The sequence below is a fragment of the Streptomyces sp. B1866 genome (assembly GCF_031932565.1).
Taxonomy (GTDB): domain Bacteria; phylum Actinomycetota; class Actinomycetes; order Streptomycetales; family Streptomycetaceae; genus Streptomyces.
On the sequence record NZ_JAVSCF010000049.1, the window covers coordinates 1 to 17,191 of the forward strand.

Annotated in this window: 8 protein-coding genes; 6 read left to right on the forward strand and 2 right to left on the reverse strand. The window is 76.8% G+C overall.

What is annotated here, in order from left to right; all coding sequences use genetic code 11:
- The 3 genes from RKE29_RS09940 to moeZ form a co-directional block, all read left to right on the forward strand.
- A partial coding sequence (locus RKE29_RS09940) for a DUF3152 domain-containing protein (RefSeq protein ID WP_312004766.1) occupies positions 1–1,153 on the forward strand: 1,153 nt, incomplete at its 5' end.
- A 369-nt stretch (positions 1,154–1,522) separates the two neighbouring features.
- Positions 1,523–2,521 (forward strand): NAD-dependent epimerase/dehydratase family protein, encoded by a 999-nt coding sequence (locus RKE29_RS09945; protein WP_312004767.1) that lies wholly within the window; start codon positions 1,523–1,525, stop codon positions 2,519–2,521.
- A gap of 247 nt (positions 2,522–2,768) precedes the next feature.
- Positions 2,769–3,947: an adenylyltransferase/sulfurtransferase MoeZ gene (moeZ, locus tag RKE29_RS09950; RefSeq protein WP_312004768.1), complete on the forward strand. Its 1,179-nt coding sequence runs from the start codon at positions 2,769–2,771 to the stop codon at positions 3,945–3,947.
- 162 nt (positions 3,948–4,109) lie between these two features.
- Here moeZ and RKE29_RS09955 read toward each other — a convergent pair whose 3' ends face one another.
- Together RKE29_RS09955 and RKE29_RS09960 are read right to left on the reverse strand one after the other, a co-directional pair.
- Positions 4,110–5,789, reverse strand: coding sequence for an alpha/beta hydrolase (locus RKE29_RS09955; RefSeq protein WP_312004769.1), 1,680 nt, complete (start codon positions 5,787–5,789; stop codon positions 4,110–4,112).
- 215 nt (positions 5,790–6,004) lie between these two features.
- Positions 6,005–8,557, reverse strand: a complete 2,553-nt coding sequence (locus tag RKE29_RS09960; protein ID WP_312004782.1) for a lysylphosphatidylglycerol synthase domain-containing protein — start codon at positions 8,555–8,557, stop codon at positions 6,005–6,007.
- 674 nt (positions 8,558–9,231) lie between these two features.
- Here RKE29_RS09960 and RKE29_RS09965 point away from each other — a divergent pair.
- The 3 genes from RKE29_RS09965 to RKE29_RS09975 all read left to right on the forward strand — a co-directional run bounded on the left by RKE29_RS09965 (position 9,232) and on the right by RKE29_RS09975 (position 17,081).
- The gene (locus RKE29_RS09965; RefSeq protein ID WP_312004770.1) at positions 9,232–9,678 is read left to right on the forward strand and encodes an MGMT family protein; all 447 of its coding nucleotides are present in this window, start codon (positions 9,232–9,234) and stop codon (positions 9,676–9,678) included.
- Between the two features lie 195 nt (positions 9,679–9,873).
- Positions 9,874–13,377 (forward strand): ATP-dependent DNA helicase, encoded by a 3,504-nt coding sequence (locus tag RKE29_RS09970; RefSeq protein WP_312004771.1) that lies wholly within the window; start codon positions 9,874–9,876, stop codon positions 13,375–13,377.
- A 314-nt stretch (positions 13,378–13,691) separates the two neighbouring features.
- Positions 13,692–17,081, forward strand: coding sequence for an ATP-dependent DNA helicase (locus tag RKE29_RS09975; RefSeq protein ID WP_312004772.1), 3,390 nt, complete (start codon positions 13,692–13,694; stop codon positions 17,079–17,081).
- Positions 17,082–17,191: the final 110 nt, after the last annotated feature.

Sequence of the window (17,191 nt, forward strand, 5' to 3'; positions counted from 1 at the left end):
GCCGCCCGCCGCGGCGGGCGGCGCCGGGCCCGTACGCCACCCCCGGCCGCTGTACGGCCTGCGGACCGCCGACGCGCCGTGGGGCCCGGTGGCCACCGGGCGGGTGCCGGGCCCGCGGGAGGAGTACCTGGCGGCGTTCGACGTCTTCCAGGCCGCCGCCCCCGAGGCCGTGGACGCCGGGACCGCCGCCCCCGAGGCCGCGGCTCCCGGCCGCGTTCCCGGCTACGGCACGGACCCGGAGGCCGCCGACCCCGCGGCGGTCGGCCGCGCCGCCGTGCGGGCCGTTCCCGGCGCGCCGCCGCCGGCCGTCGCCGACGCCCGTACCGCCGGCTGGGGCCGGGGCCGGATGCTCACCGGAGTCGCCGCCGCGGCCGTCACCACCGCGCTCGCGGTCGTCGTGGCCGGGCAGGTGGCCGACAGCTCCCAGAACAGCCCGGTGCCCATGGGCCGCGGCGACGGCGACACGGGCCGGGGCGGCGGCGTGCCGCGGCCGGACGGGCTGGCCCTGGGTCCGCCCGAGTTCCACGAGGCCGACGGCGCCGAGGTGTCCGCGTCGTACGAGCAGAAGATGGCGCGCACGTACCCGCTGGACCCGAAGCTGAAGGGCCCGGGGTCGTTCACCACCGTCGGCGGGCACGACAGGGCGCCCGGGCGGGGCACGGTGCTGCGCTACCGGGTGGACGTGGAGCGGGGGCTGCCGCTGGACGGCGCGCTGTTCGCCCAGGCCGTGCACAAGACGCTGAACGACGACCGCAGTTGGGGCCACGGCGGTACGCGCACCTTCGAGCGGGTCTCCTCCGGCCGCGCCGACTTCGTGGTCACGCTGGCCAGCCCCGGGACCACCGCCACGTGGTGCGCGAAGTCCGGCCTGGACACCACCCAGGACAACGTGTCGTGCGACTCGGCCTCCACCGAGCGCGTCGTGATCAACGCGTACCGGTGGGCGCAGGGCGCCGAGACCTTCGGCGACCGCCGGCTGCACGCCTACCGCCAGATGCTCATCAACCACGAGGTGGGGCACCGGCTCGGCCACGGCCACGAGCCGTGCACCCGGCAGGGCGCGCCGGCGCCGGTGATGATGCAGCAGACCAAGTTCCTCACCACGGACGGTGTGACCTGCCGGCCGAACGCGTGGCCCTACCCGAAGCCCTGACCGTCCGGCCCTGAACCCCGGCCGTACGGCGCCCGCCGCGCGGCCGTGCGCCTCACGCGCGGGGCGTTCGCGGGGGCGTTCGGCGGAGGGGCGCGCGCACCACGCGCGTGCAGGCCGGACCGCACACCGCCCGACCGCAGGGTGAAGGGTACGCGGCCAACGCTCGGAATCCAGAAAAGTCACGGGTGTTCATCCCTTTTGGTGGCGCGGCGGACCACTGTCCGCCGCGCCACCGTTGTGCCCGCATAGCGTGCTCGCCCCGACCATCGCTTTCCGCACGCTTTCGTGGACCTGAGGAGTCGCAGACGACATGACCGACCAACGCACACCGACGGCGCGAGTCCCCGCCGACCACCCGGGCGGTGACCGATGAGGGTGCTCCTGCTCGGCCCGGGCGGATACCTGGGGCGGTACGTGGCCGAGCACCTGATCGCCGACCCGTCCGTGCAGCTGACCGCGCTCGGCCGCGGAGACGACGCCGATGTGCGGTTCGACCTGTCCACCGGCAGCCCGGGCGCGCTCACCCGCTTCCTGAACGCCGTGCACCCGGGCGTGGTGATCAACTGCGCGGGCGCGACCCGCGGCGACGCCCGCGAACTGACCCGGCAGAACACCGTGGCCGTCGCCACCATCTGCGAGTCGCTGCGCCGCAGCGGCTGCGGCGCGCGCCTGGTGCAGGTCGGCTGCGCCGCCGAGTACGGGCCCTCGCACCCGGGCACCTCGACCTCAGAGAGCGCCGTGCCGCGCCCCGGCGGCCCGTACGGCGTGAGCAAGCTGGCCGCCACCGAGCTGGTGCTCGGCTCCGGCCTGGACGCCATCGTGCTGCGCGTCTTCTCCCCGGCCGGGCCCGGCACGCCGACCGCGTCGCCGCTCGGGCGGCTGGCCGACGCGGTCCGGCGCGCGATGCAGTCCGGCGAGAACGAGGTGCGGCTGAGCGGCCTGGGCGTGCGGCGGGACTTCGTGGACGTACGGGACGTGGCGCGCGCGGTCCACGCGGCCTCCCTGTCGGCGGCGCAGGGCGTGGTCAACATCGGCTCCGGCCGGGCCGTGCGGCTGCGGGACGCGGCCGCCGTGCTCGCGCGCGTGGCGGGTTTCGACGGCACGCTGCACGAGACCGACGCGCCGCCCGTCCGCATCCCGCTGCCGGGCGGCGGCGAGCCGCCCGCGGGACCGGCCGCCGGGCTGCCCGCGGCGCCGGCCGTGGCACCGGCCGCGGGGCCGCCGTCGGCGTACCCGTATCCGGACGGCTGCGGAGCCTGGCAGCAGGCGGACGTGCGCACCGCGCGGGACCGGCTGGGCTGGCGGCCCCGGATCGGGCTGGAGGAGTCGCTGGCCGACATCTGGATGGAGGCGGCCTGCCGCGTCTGACCGGTGGGCCGCGTCCGACCGGTGGGCCGCGGCGGAGGGGCGTGCCGCCGTCGGCCCGCGTACCGCTGTCGCAGGCGGGCGCGTGGCGCGGCGGGCCGGACCGGCCGGGCCGCCGCGCCGGTTCCGTACGCTCCCGCCCGCGGGCTGGGACGGTTTCGTCTCGCGTACCGGACCACTTGTCTCGGAATGAGGCGGGGCGTGGCAGTGTTACGAGGAGGACAACCCTGCTTTCGACCCTGGAGTCCCCGTGTCGCTGCCCCCCCTGGTCGAGCCGGCCGCCGCGCTCACCGTCGACGAGGTCCGCAGGTACTCGCGCCACCTGATCATCCCCGACGTGGGGATGGACGGACAGAAGCGGCTGAAGAACGCCAAGGTGCTGTGTGTCGGCGCGGGCGGCCTCGGCTCGCCCGCGCTGATGTACCTGGCGGCGGCGGGCGTCGGCACGCTCGGCATCGTGGAGTTCGACGAGGTGGACGAGTCGAACCTCCAGCGCCAGATCATCCACAGCCAGGCGGACATCGGCCGCTCCAAGGCGGCGTCGGCCCGGGACACGGTCGTCGGGATCAACCCGTACGTACAGGTCAACCTGCACGAGGAGCGGCTGGACTCGTCCAACGTGCTGGAGCTGTTCGCCCAGTACGACCTGATCGTGGACGGCACCGACAACTTCGCCACCCGCTACCTGGTCAACGACGCGTGCGTGCTGCTGAACAAGCCGTACGTGTGGGGCTCGATCTACCGCTTCGACGGCCAGGCGTCGGTCTTCTGGTCCGAGCACGGCCCCTGCTACCGCTGCCTGTACCCGGAGCCGCCGCCGCCCGGCATGGTCCCCTCCTGCGCCGAGGGCGGCGTGCTGGGCGTGCTGTGCGCGTCCATCGGCTCTATCCAGGTCACCGAGGCGATCAAGGTCCTCACCGGCACCGGCGACCCGCTGGTCGGCCGCCTGATGATCTACGACGCCCTGGAGATGCGCTACCGCCAGGTCAAGGTCCGCAAGGACCCGAACTGCGCGATCTGCGGCGAGAACCCCACCGTCACCGAGCTGATCGACTACGAGGCGTTCTGCGGCGTGGTGTCGGAGGAGGCGCAGGAGGCGGCGGCCGGCGCCACGATCACGCCGAAGCAGCTCAAGGAGTGGCTGGACGACGGCGAGAACATTGACGTGATCGACGTGCGCGAGCCGAACGAGTACGAGATCGTGTCCATCCCCGGCGCCCGGCTGATCCCGAAGAACGAGTTCCTGATGGGCAGCGCGCTCCAGGACCTTCCGCAGGACAAGAAGATCGTCCTGCACTGCAAGACGGGTGTCCGGTCGGCGGAGGTGCTGGCGGTGCTGAAGTCCGCGGGCTTCTCCGACGCGGTGCACGTGGGCGGCGGCGTGATCGGCTGGGTCCACCAGATCGAGCCGCACAAGCCGGTCTACTGAGCCTGCCGCCTGCCGTCCCGCGCGGGGCGGCAGGCGGCGCGGGGGCCGTACGGGCCGGGGCAGGCCCGTACGGCCCCCGCGCGCGTGTTTGTGAGGCGCGTACGGGGGCGTCCCGTACGCGCCTCACGCGCGCGCGGGGGCCGCGCCGCGTCGCCGTCCGGTCTAGGACGCCGACGACGCGGACCCGCCGCCCCCGCACCGCGTGCCCGACGCGGGCGGCCGGCCGTCGAGCAGGTAGGTGTTCACGGCCTCGGTCACGCACGCGTCGCCGGTGAGGTACGAGCTGTGGCCGTCACCCTGATAGGTGAGTTCGATGCCCACGCCGGGGCCCAGCTCTTCGGCCATCCGGTGCATGCCCGCGTACGGCGTGGCCGGGTCGCCGGTGTTGCCGACGACGACGATCGGCGCCGAGCCCGTCGCGCCGACCTCCGGGTGGTCGCTCTTGCCCGGCACCGGCCAGCCGGTGCAGCCGAGCATGCCCCACGCCAGCCACTCGCCGAAGACCGGCGACGCGGCGCGGAACCGGTCCAGCTGCGCCCGCACGTCGCGCTCGGTGTAGCGCTGCTTGTAGTCGAGGCAGTTGATGGCGCTGTTGGCCGCGTCGGAGTTGCTGTAGTGGCCGTCCTCGTCGCGGTCCGACATCGAGTCGGCCAGGCTGAGCAGGGTGTCGCCGGAGCCGCCCTCCAGCGCCTCGTAGAGGCCGAGCGACAGGTAGCTCCAGCGGTCCTTGCCGTACAGCGCGGCGGCGATCCCGTTCATGGCCCGCCCGGCGGTCAGCTCGCGGCCGTCCTCGGTGGGCAGCGGCCGGTCCTCCAGCCCCCTCAGCAGGTCCACGATCTTCGCCCGGCCCTGGACGGCGTCGCCTCCCGTGGGGCACCGGGAGCCGTGCCGCGCGCAGTCCTTGAGGTAGTTGTCCAGCGCGAGCTGGAAGCCCTTGGCCTGGCCGTAGGAACCCGCCAGCGAGTCCTGCGTGGGGTCCACGACCGCGTCGAGCACGGCCCGGCCCACGTGCGTGGGGTACAGGTGGGCGTAGACGCCGCCCAGTTCGGTGCCGTAGGAGACGCCGAAGTAGTACAGCTTGCTGTCGCCGAGCACCTGCCGCATCAGGTCCATGTCGCGGGCGGCGCTGACGGTGTCGACGTGGCCCAGGACCTTGCCGGAGTTGCGCAGGCAGGCGGCGTTGTAGTCCTGGATGGCCGAGGTGAGGGCGCGCACCTCGACCGGGTTGTCCGGGGTGGCGTCGAGTTCGTCGGAGGCGTCGATCTGCTCGTCGGAGTAGCACCGCACGCCAGCGCTCTCACCCACCCCGCGCGGGTCGAAGCTCACCAGGTCGTAGCGGGAGTGCAGCCTCTCGTACTCCTGGGCGAAGCCGGGCAGGGCCTGCACCCCGGAGCCGCCGGGTCCGCCGAAGTTGAACAGGAGCGAGCCGATGCGGGAGTCCTGCTCGCGCGCCCGGGAGCGGATCAGCGCCAGGCCGATGGTCTCGCCGTCCGGCTTGTCGTAGTCCAGCGGGGCACGGAGCGTGGCGCACTGCCACGCGCTTCCGGGCGCGTCGCCGCCGCCCTGGGCCCGGCTCGGCGGCGGACATCGGTGCCACGCCAGGCGCTGCCCGGTGAGGGAGGCGGGCAGTGCGGGCGCGGCGGGCGCGTTGGCCGGGCTCGCGGCGGGGCGGGCCGGAGCGCTGGCCCCGGGGCTGCCGCCGACGCTCCGATCGCCTGTGCCGCTGTCGCCGCTGCCGCCGCCGCTGCACCCGGCGAGGGTGGCGAGCGCGGCCACGAGGGCCGTGGCGACGAGGGCCCGGGCCCGGCGTCCGGTCTGTTTGGCACGTATGTGACCTGGCATGGGCGGATCATATGAGAACGCGCGTGCGGGCCGTGAAGCGCGTGCTGCCTCCTGTGCGTAGGGGCTCCCGCGCGTGCGGCCTCCCCTGCGCACGTGCCTCCCGCGCGTGCGGACTTCCCACGCGCACGTGCCTCCCGCGCGTGCGGACTTCCCACGCGCACGTGCCTCCCGCGCGTGCGGACTTCCCACGCGCACGTGCCTCCCGCGCGTGCGGTCTACAGCGCGGCCTTGCGGGTCAGGTGCGTGAAGGACAGCCACCCGGGCAGCACCGGCAGCCAGAACGTCATCAGCCGGTAGAGCAGCACGGCGGGCGCGGCCGTCTCGTACGGCAGCCCCGCCAGGGTCAGGCCGGCGATCAGCGCCGCCTCCACCGCGCCCACACCGCCCGGGGTGGGCGCGGCCGAGCCCAGCGCGTTGCCCGCGAGGAAGACGACCGCCACGCTGGCGATGCTGATCGAGCCGCCGAACGCGCGGATCGAGGTGTCCAGGCATCCCACGAACCCCACCGTCAGCAGCAGTACGCCGCCGATGCCCGACATCAGTTTCTGCGGCCTTTGCAACACGTCCAGCATGCGGGGTATGACGCCTGCGAAAAGCGACCGCACGCGCGTGGCGACGAATTTCCGCAGGGCGGGGACGGCGGTCACCACCAGCACCAGCACCGCCGCCGTCAGCATGCCGCCGATCACCGTGCTGGAGGGCGAGAGCGTGGGCGTGCGCTCGGTGCCGGTGATGTAGCCGAAGACCAGCAGCATCAGGATGTGGATGGTGAGCCCGAAGAGCTGGGAGGCGCCCACGCTCGCCACCGCGAGCCCGGGGCGGATGCCCTGCCGCTGGAGGAAGCGGGCGTTCAGCGCCACGTTGCCCACCGACGCCGGGGCCACCAGCTTGGCGAACGAGGCGGCGATCTGCGCCAGGACCGTACGCCCGAAGGGCACCTTCTCCGGCACGAAGCCCAGCAGGCTCAGCGCCGCGGCCACGTACGTCAGCGAGGAGAAGAACAGCGCCATCGCGACCCAGAAGTAGTCCGCCTCGCCGATCACCGAGCCGAGGTGCAGGTTCGTGAACTGGGACAGCAGGTAGTACGCGGCGAACGCGCCCGCGCAGAAGCTCACCAGCGTGCGCATGCGGATGCGCTCCAGCCGCACCGGCTCTATCGGCGCCTCCGGCCGGATCCGCAGCACCTGCCGCCTGATCTGCGACAGCAGGTCCTCCTCGCGGGCCTCCTCCAGCGCCTCGTCGATCGCCCGCTTCTCCGCGTGCTTCTGGGCCCTCAGCGCCTTGCGGTCGGCCGCGGCCTCGCCCGCGCGGGCCCGCACGCCCGCCTGCCCGTCCGCGCGGGCCTCGCGGGCCAGGCGCGACGCCTCCAGGACCGCCTCGCGCTCGCGCTGCGCGCGCTCCCGCGCGAGCTGCCGCAGCGTCGCGCGGGTGGCGCGGCCCAGCGCGAGCGGCTGGAGCAGCGGCAGGCTGTCGGCGACCGCGTCCGGCCCGATGACCGTGGCCGCCGCGGTCACCGACCGCTCCGCGCCGACCCGCAGGCCCAGCGTGGTCAGCAGCTGGGCGACGTCCATCCGCAGCAGCAGGTCGCCCGCGGCGATCTCGCCGCCGCGCAGGTCGGTCAGCATGACCGCGCCGGAGCGGTCCACCAGCAGGGCGTCGGCGTCCAGCCTGCGGTGCGCGATGCGCCGCGACTGGAGCGCCTTCAGCTGCCGCCAGGCCCCGACCAGCACCTCGTCGGTGACGGCCGTGTCCGGCAGCGACCCCAGGCGGCGGCCGCCGGTGTGCTCGTAGACGAGCATCACCGCGTCCGGGCCCAGCTCGGAGGTGGCGATGAGCTTGGGCGCGTTCGCCCCGGCCGCGATGGCCGCGTACGCCAGCAGCGCCTCCTGCTCCAGGGCCTGCCGCAGCGTCTGGAGGCTGCGGCGCTGGGTGATGCCGCGCAGCGCGAGCCGCTGCCAGGCTCGGTAGAAGAAGCCCTGCGCCTGCTGCTCGCGGTCCACCACGGTGACGTCCAGCGGCGGGCCGTCCTCCAGGGTGACCAGGTAGTGGCGGCTGTGCCCGTTCCTGCTGTTGCCGCCCGGCGCCTCGGTCCGCAGCGCGCTGACCGGGGAGAAGCCCACCCGGCGCAGCCCGGCGAGCAGGTGCTGGCCGGTGGGGCGCACGTTCGGGGAGCCGACCGCGTACAGCGTGCCGTAGGCGACGGTCCAGCCGATCAGCAGAGTGATCACGATCGAGAACGGCGTCGTGTAGCCGCCGACCAGCACCGCGAAGGCGTCCAGCAGCAGCACGCACCACATCGCCACCCGCCACCGCGGGCGGCGCGCCATGCCGACGGCCGTCATGTAGGCGATCACCGGCGCGAGGTAGCCGTGCACCGGGTCGCTGAAGGTGCCGCCGGGCGCGGGCTGGGTCAGCGCGTCGCGCACCGACTCCGGCGCCGCGCGCGCCACCCACAGGTCGGCGGACAGCGACACGCCGTGCGCCAGGACGGCGGCCAGTACGCCGTCGGCGACCCGCAGGCCGTCGCGTTTGACCAGCCGCTCGACGGCGAAGGCGATCGGCAGCACGAGCACGGCCACGCTCGCCGACAGGCCCGCGAAGTCGATCAGCAGTGCGGGCGTCTGGTCGGTGCCGCTGCCGATGTCCTTCTCCAGGCCCGCGGTGGTGCCGTGCGCGAAGGCGGCGATGGCGAGCACGGTGGCGATGCCGAGCAGGCCGAGCAGCAGGCGCAGCAGGTCGGAGGGGCGGTGCACGCGGGCGGGCAGCAGGGGCTCGTCGCCGGAGACGCGGTCGGCGAAGAACTCCGGGTCCTCGTCGCCGAACGCGTGCGCGCCGGCGGGGCGGGGCCCGGCGGCCGCGGCGGTCCCGGGCTCCCCGTCGGGTCGGCGGTCGGGGGCGGCGTCGGCGTCCGGGCGGCGGTCGGCGTCGGGGCGGCGGCCGGAGGCGTGGTCCCGCGCGTGGCCGGGGTCACGGCCCGGGGCGCCGTGCGGTTCGCGGCCGGGGGCGGGCACGGCTGCGGACTCCTCGGCGGGCCCGGGCTCCTCCTGAGGACCCGCGCCGGTTCCGGCCGGCGGCTCCGGGCCGTCGCCGGGGTCGGGGGAGCCCGCGGAGCCGGGGCGGCCCGGCGGGTTCGGCGGGCTCCCGGAGCCGCCGGCGGCGGCCGGGCCGTAGCCGGGCTCGGCGTCACCGGCAGGCGGGCCGGAGGCGGCGGAGCCGGACCGCGGCAGCCCCTTGGGGGCACCCGCCTCGCCAGGAGGCAGGGCACCCTGCTGCTCGTCCGTTTCTTCTCGGTCTCGTATCACCTGTCACCGCCCGGAAGATGGTGGCACGGCCAGGAGGCGGGGAAGAGCATCAGGGTGCGTTTCGGGGGTGTGACCTTCCTGCGGTACGCGCCCCCGGGGCGCGCCGCGCGCCCTCCGCGCCGTGCGGCAGGATGGGCGGAATGAGCGGGGAGAACGGGGCGCGGGACGGCCGGGACGGCGCCTGGGAGCTGCCCGAGTACGCGGAGCGGGTGCTGGACGCCGTCGAACGGATTCCGCCCGGCCGGGTGATGACCTACGGGGACGTCGCCGAGTGGCTGGGCGCGGGCGGCCCCCGCCAGGTCGGGCGCGCGATGGCGCTGTACGGGGGTGCGGTGCCCTGGTGGCGCGTGGTGCGCGCGGACGGCGCGCTGCTGCCGGGCCACGAGGCGCGGGCGCTCGCACAGTACCGGGCCGAGGGCACCCCGCTGCGTGGCGGCGGCCGGCGGCCGGGCTCCGGCCCGCCGCGCGTCGACCTGGCGGCGGCCCGCTGGGACGGCGCCGGGGCCGCGGGGGACGACGGCGCCGCACCGGATGCCGCCCAGGACGGCGCCCGGGACGGCTGCCAGGACGGCGGCGCCCGCCCGTAGGAGGAGGCGGTCCGGCGGTACGGCCGTGGCGCACCGGGACGGGTGGGCTCCCAGGAGTCGCGCTGCGCCCCGGCCGCCCCCTGGCGTACCGTCGTGGGTCACCGTCGCCGCGCGCGCCGGGCGGTCGCCGTCCGGCGCCCGTCGGCCGTACGGCGCCCAGCACACCCAGCACACCCACCGGGACCGGCGATCCACGTGACCTCCTCCTCCCTCCCGCACCAGCGGCAGGTGCGGCAGCCCTCCTCGCGGCGCCCGCCGTCGGGCGGCTACCGCCTGGTGCGTACCCGCCCGGAGCCGGAGGCACCACCTGTGCTGGACGCGAGCCAGCGCGCCGTGGTTGAGCACGGGGGCGGTCCTTTGCTGGTGCTCGCCGGACCGGGCACGGGGAAGACCACGACACTCGTGGAGGCGGTCTGGCGGCGGATACGCGACGGAGCGGATCCGGAGCGGATCCTGGTGCTCACCTTCAGCCGGAAGGCGGCCGTGGACCTGCGCGACCGGATGGCGGCGCGCGCCCGCGCGGGAGACGCCCCGGCCGGACGGGCGCCGGACGCCCCGGCCGGACCGCCCGCCCGCGCGGGAGACCGCGACGACACCGCCGGACCGCCCGCCCGCGCGGGGACACAGCAGCACCCCGTGGCCGGACCGCCCGCCCGCGCGGGCGCCCCGGCGCCCGGCCCGGGCCCGGGCGTGCGGCACGGGGCCGGGGTCCCGCAGGCGACCACCTTCCACTCCTTCTGCTACGCGCTGCTGCGCGCCCACCAGGACGCCGACCTGTTCGCCGACCCGCTGCGCCTGCTGTCCGGCCCCGAGCAGGACGTGGCCGTACGGGACCTGCTGGCCGGTCAGGCCGACCTGGAGCGGGCCGGGCGGGCGGCGGTGCGCTGGCCCGACGAGCTGCGGGCCTGCCTGACCACGCGCGGCTTCGCCGACGAGGTGCGCGCGGTGCTCGCGCGCAGCCGCGAGCTGGGGCTCGGGCCGGACGAGCTGGACCGCTTCGCGCGGCGCGGGGGGCGGCCGGACTGGGGCGCGGCGGCGGCCTTCCTGGCCGAGTACCTGGACGTGCTGGACAGCCGGGGGGTGCTGGACTACGCGGAGCTGGTGCACCGGGCCGCGGCCCTGGCCGAGCGGCCCGAGGCCGCCGCGGAGCTGGCCGGGGCTTACGACGCGGTGTTCGTGGACGAGTACCAGGACACCGACCCGGCCCAGGTGCGGCTGCTGCGGGCGCTGGCGGGCGGCGGCCGGACGCTGGTGGCCTTCGGCGACCCGGACCAGTCGATCCACGCCTTCCGGGGCGCCGACGTGGGCGGCATCCTCGGCTTCCCGGCCGCCTTCCCGCGCCGCGACGGCCGCCCGGCGCCGGTGCGGGTGCTGACCACCTGCCGCCGCAGCGGCGCGGCCCTGCTGGCGGCCACGCGCGAGATCGCCCGGCGCCTGCCGCTCACCCGCCTGCCCGCCGGGGCCGTGCGCGCCCACCGGGAGCCGGCGGCGGTACGCGCGGGCGGCCGGGTCGAGGTGTACACCTTCCCCACGGCCGCGGCCGAACTGGAGAGCGTCGCCGACATCCTGCGCCGCGCCCACCTGGAGCGGGGCGTGCCGTGGAGCGAGATGGCCGTGCTCGTACGCGCCGGGGGGCGCACGATACCGGGCGCGCGCCGGGCGCTGACCGCGGCGGGCGTGCCGGTCGAGGTGGACGGCGACGACGTCCCGCTGCGCGCCGAACCCGCGGTCGCGCCCCTGCTGACCGCGCTGCGCGTGGCCGCCACGGCCGTGGCCGCAGGCATGTCCGCCGTCCTGGACGCGGAGACCGCCCGCGACCTGCTCACCTCCCCGCTCGGCGGCATGGACGCCGCCGACCTGCGGCACCTGGGCCGGGCCCTGCGGGAGGAGGAGCGGGCCGCGGGCCGGCCCGTGCCCCGGCCGTCCGACGTGCTCGCCGCCGAGGCGCTGGCCGAGCCCGAGCGCCTGGTCGCGCACGACCCGGCGTACGCGCGCGGCGCGCAGCGGCTCGGCCCCCTGCTGCGCAAGACCCGCGAACTGCTCGCCGGCGGCGGCACCGCCGAGGAGGCGCTGTGGGAGCTGTGGAACGGCACGCCCTGGCCCGGCCGGCTGGAGCGCGCCGCGCACCGGGGCGGGGCTGCCGGGCGCAACGCGGACCGCGACCTGGACGCGGTGTGCGCGCTGTTCGAGACCGCCGCCCGCGCGGAGGAGCGGGGCGGCGGGCGCGGCGCGCTGAACTTCCTCGACGAGCTCCAGGCCGAGGACATCGCCGCCGACACCCTCGCGCGCCGCGCGGCGCGCCCCGACGCCGTACGGCTGATGACCGCGCACCGTGCCAAGGGCCTGCAATGGCGGCTGGTGGTCGTCGCGGGCGTGCAGGAGGGGCTGTGGCCCGACCCGCGGCGGCGCGGCTCGCTGCTGGAGGCCGACCGGATCGGCCGCGACGGCCTCGCCGAGCCGCTGCCGCCCGGCGCGCTGCTGGCCGAGGAGCGGCGGCTGTTCTACGTGGCGGCGACCCGCGCGTGCGAGCGGCTGGTCGTCACCGCCGTGAAGGCCGCCGCCGAGGACGGCGACCAGCCCTCCCGCTTCCTGTCCGAACTGGGTGTGGCACCGGTCGACGTGGCCCACCGCCCGCGCCGCCCGCTGTCGGTCGCCGCCCTCGTCGCCGAACTGCGCGCCACCACCGTCGACCCGGCCGCCTCGCCCGCGCTGCGCGACGCCGCCGCCCGGCGCCTGGCCCGCCTCGCGGCCCTCGCCGACGACGACGGGCACCCGCTGGCGCCCGCCGCGCACCCGTACCGCTGGTGGGGCATGTACGAGCCGACGCACAGCGCCGTGCCGCTGCGCGACCACGACCGGCCCGTGGCCCTGTCCGGCAGTGCCCTGGACCAGCTCGTGAACACCTGCCCGCTCCAGTGGTTCCTCGGCCGCGAGGTGCGGGCCGGCGAGCCGTCCACGGCCGCGCAGGGCTTCGGCAACGTCGTGCACGTCCTGGCCGACGAGGTCGCCTCCGGCCGCACCCCGGCCGACCTCGCCGTCCTGATGGAGCGCCTGGACTCCGTGTGGAACGCGCTGGCCTTCGACGCGCCGTGGAAGTCCCGGCAGGAGAAGGACAACGCGCGCGCGGCGCTGGAACGCTTCCTGCGCTGGCACGTGATGGACCGCGGCGGCCGCCGCTGCGTGGGCACGGAAGCCGAGTTCGACGTCACCCTGGAGACCGACGCCTACCAGGTGCGGGTGCGCGGCAGCATGGACCGCGTGGAGGCCGACCGGCAGGGCCGCGCGTACGTCGTGGACTTCAAGACCGGCCGCGCCCCGGTCACCCGCGGCGAGGTCGAACGCCACCCGCAGCTGGCCGTCTACCAGATGGCGGTGCGGGAGGGCGCGGTCGACGGGCTGTTCGGCGGCCGCAGACCCGAGCCGGGCGGCGCCGAACTGGTCCAGCTGCGGCAGGGCGCGGCCCGCGCGGACGGCGGGGACACGCTGCCGAAGGTGCAGGCCCAGGCGCCGCTCGGCACCGGGGACGGGGCCGGCGGCGGCGACGGGGACGCCGGGGGCTGGGTCGGCGACCTGCTCGCGACCGCCGCCGGCCGCGTCCTGGACGAGCGCTTCGCACCCCGTACGGGCGAGCATTGCGGCCGGTGCGCCTTCCGCGGCGCGTGCAGCGCCCGGGCGGAGGGGCGGCACGTGGTGGACTGACCGCCCGCGCGTGCCGACTTTGTGGCCCGGTGCGCGTTCCGGCTCGGCGGGCGCCCGCGACGCCGTACGGCCGCGGGGCGCGCGGCCCGGCGGACGGCGGCGCTTCACCGGGCGCGGAGCGGGCCGCGCGCTCCCGGCCGGCCGTACGCGCGTGAGGGCACGTCAGGTGCCGGAAGCAGCCCGGGTTCCGAGGCGGCCCGGGAGCCGGGGCACGCCCGGGAGCCGGGCCGCCCACCGGCCCCGGACCCGGGCCGGGCCGTACGCCGCCGGGCGGCCGCCGCCGGCTGTCAGTGCCCGCCGCTAGCCTCACATGCGTGCCCACTCGCCTCACCGACCCCGAAGAGCTGAAAGACCTCCTCGGCATCCCCTTCACCCCGGAGCAGACGGCCGCCGTCACCGCGCCGCCCGCCCCGCAGGTCATCGTGGCCGGAGCCGGCTCCGGCAAGACCACCGTGATGGCCGCGCGCGTGGTCTGGCTGGTGGGCACCGGCCAGGTCGCGCCCGAGCGGGTTCTGGGCCTGACCTTCACCAACAAGGCGGCCGGAGAGCTGGCCGAGCGCGTGCGCAAGGCCCTGGCCGAGGCCGGATACGCCGACCCGGACCCGGCCCTGCCCGACCAGGCGCCCGGCGAGCCGCGCATCTCCACCTACCACGCCTTCGCCGGACGGCTGCTGGACGAGCAGGGCCTGCGCATCGGCCTCGAACCGGGGGCCCGGCTGCTCGCCGACGCCACCCGCTTCCAGCTCGCCGCCCGCGTGCTGCGCTCCGCCCCCGGCCCGTATCCCTCCCTCACCCGGCCGTTCGCCGACCTGGTCACGGACCTGCTGGCGCTGGACGGCGAGCTGTCCGAGCACCTGGTCGACCCCGACCGCCTGCACCGCCACGACACCGGGCTGCTGGCCGAGCTGGACGGCACCCCGCTGACCAACGAGGCGCTGCGCAAGGTGCCCCAGGCCGCCCGCGCGCGCCTGGAGCTGCTGGGCCCCGTCCGCGCGTACCGCGCCTGGAAGCGCGACCACCACCTGCTGGACTTCGGCGACCAGATCGCCCTGTCCGCCACCCTGGCCCGCACCCGCCCGGAGGTCGGCCGGGCGCTGCGCGAGGAGTTCGCCGTCGTCCTGCTGGACGAATACCAGGACACCTCCGTCGCCCAGCGGCAGCTCCTCGCGGGCCTGTTCGGCGGCGGCACCGGCCACCCGGTCACCGCCGTCGGCGACCCCTGCCAGGCCATCTACGGCTGGCGCGGCGCCTCCGTGGCCAACCTGGACGACTTCCCCGCCCACTTCCCGCACGCCGACGGCACGCCCGCGCGGCGCTTCGCGCTCAGCGAGAACCGGCGCAGCGGCGGCCGCCTGCTCGACGTCGCCAACCGGCTCGCCGCACCGCTGCGCGCCCTGCACCGGGGCGTGGCCGCGCTGCGCCCCGCCCCGGGCGCCGAGCGGGACGGCGTGGTGCGCTGCGCGCTGCTGCCCACGCACGCCGAGGAGCTGGCCTGGCTCGCCGACTCCGTGGCCCACCTGGTGCGTACGGGCACGCCGCCCGGCCGGATCGCGGTCCTGTGCCGCACGGCCGCCGACTTCGCCGACATCCAGGGCGCGCTGGTCGAGCGGGACATCCCCGTCGAGGTGGTCGGCCTGTCCGGGCTGCTGCACCTGCCGGAGGTCGCCGACCTGGTGGCCGTCTGCGACGTGCTCCACGACCCGACCGCCAACGCGGCCCTGGTGCGCCTGCTGGTCGGCCCCCGCTGGCGCATCGGCCCGCGCGACCTGGCGCTGCTGGGCCGCCGCGCCCGCGCCCTGGTCCGCTCCGGTACGTTCGGAAGCGGGCCGGACGGCACCCCGGACGGTCCCCGAGCCGAAGGCGCCGGGCCGGACCCCGGGCCGGGCGCCGAGGCCGACCGGCGGCTGGCCGAGGCCGTGGAGGGGGTGGACCCCGCCGAGGTCGTCTCGCTCGCCGACGCGCTGGACACCTTCGCCACCGGCGCCCAGACCCCTGACGACGGCCTGCCGTTCTCCGCCGAGGCCCGGGTCCGCTACGCGCGCCTGGCCGCCGAGCTGCGCGACCTGCGCCGTTCGCTGGCCGACCCGCTGATGGACGTGCTGCACCGGGTGCTGGCCGTCACCGGCCTGGAGGTCGAGCTGTCCGCGTCGCCGCACGCGCTGGCCGCCCGCCGCCGCGAGACCCTGAGCGGCTTCCTCGACATCGCCGCCCGCTTCGCCGCCTCCGACGGCCAGGCCACCCTGCCCGCCTTCCTCGCCTTCCTGCGCACCGCCGAGCGGTACGAGAAGGGCCTGGACAGCTCGCTGCCCGGCGGGGAGGACACGGTCAAGGTCCTCACCGCGCACAAGTCCAAGGGCCTGGAGTGGGACGTGGTCGCGGTGCCCGGCCTGGTCGCCCGGCAGTTCCCCAGCGAGCAGCCGCGGGAGGCGTGGACGGCCGGCGCCCGGGTGCTCCCGCACCCCCTGCGCGGCGACGCCGCCACCCTGCCGGAGGTCCCCGCGTGGGACGCCAAGGGACTGGCCGCCTTCAAAGAGGCCATGAAGCAGCACCAGGCCACCGAGGAACTGCGGCTCGGCTACGTGACTTTCACCCGCGCGCGCCACCTGCTGCTGGCCTCCGGCCACTGGTGGGGCCCGGCCCAGAAGAAGCCGCGCGGCCCGTCGGCGTTCCTGGAAGCCCTGCGCGCGCACTGCGAGGCCGGGCACGGCGAGGTGGAGGCATGGGCGGACCCGCCCGCGTCCGGCGAGGAGAACCCGGCCCTGCGGGAGGCCGCGGCCGACCGCGCCTGGCCGCTGCCCCTGGACCCCGGGGCGCTGGCCCGGCGCCGCGCCGCTGCCCGCGCGGTCCTGGCCCACCTGGGCGCCGACCCGCCTTCCGGGCAGGCCGGGCCCGCGCCGCCGCCGCAGACGCCGGAACCACCGCCGCCGTCTGAGACCGCCGACCTCACTCCGGAGGAGGCCCGGCTCGTCGCCTCCTGGGACCGCGACCTCGACGCGCTCGCCGAGGATCTGCGCCGCTCCCGCGCCACCGTGCGCGACGTGCCCGTACCGCCTTCGCTGACCGCCACCCAGCTGACGCGGCTGGCCGCCGACCCGGACGGCTTCGCGCGCGAGCTGGCCCGCCCCATGCCGCTGCCGCCCCGGCCGGCGGCGCGCCGGGGCACGCGCTTCCACGCGTGGGTCGAGTCGCGCTTCGAGGCGCTGCCGCTGCCGATGCTGGGCCCCGAGGAGCTGCCGGGCGACGACGACGGCGGCATCGCGGACGAGCGGGACCTGGCGGCGCTGAAGGAGGCGTTCCTGCGCACGCCGTACGCGCGCCGCACGCCGTACCGCGTCGAGGCGCCGTTCCAGGTCTCGCTCGCGGGCCGGACGATCCGGGGCCGGATCGACGCGGTGTACCGGGAGGACGACGGCGGATTCGAGATCGTGGACTGGAAGACCGGCCGCTCCCAGGACGCCGACCCGCTCCAGCTCGCCGTCTACCGCCTGGCCTGGGCCGAGCAGCACGGCCTGCCGCTGTCGGCGGTCCGGGCCGCGTTCCTGTACGTGCGCGGCGGCGAGGTGGTGCGCCCGGCGGACCTGCCGGGCCGGGCGGAGCTGGAGCGCATCCTGCTGGAGGAGCCGGAGGAGCCCGGGGGCCCGGAGCAGGCCGGGGACCAGGAGGCGGCCGGGGAGGAGGCCGGGCACGGCGGCGCCGGGTCGTAGGGGCCGTTCGCCAGAGCCCGGGAACCCGCGGGCACAGGACGGCGGCACACGCTCCCCGCACGCGCCCGGGGAACCGCCGCAGCCGCGGATCCGCGGGGGCCTTCGGGGGG

What these genes read in the sequence shown, in the direction of transcription:
- RKE29_RS09945 (WP_312004767.1), top strand. Translation starts at nt 1,523, where the DNA reads ATGAGGGTGCTCCTGCTCGGCCCGGGCGGATACCTGGGGCGGTACGTG.
- RKE29_RS09955 (WP_312004769.1), bottom strand. Translation starts at nt 5,789, where the DNA reads ATGCCAGGTCACATACGTGCCAAACAGACCGGACGCCGGGCCCGGGCC.
- RKE29_RS09965 (WP_312004770.1), top strand. Translation starts at nt 9,232, where the DNA reads ATGAGCGGGGAGAACGGGGCGCGGGACGGCCGGGACGGCGCCTGGGAG.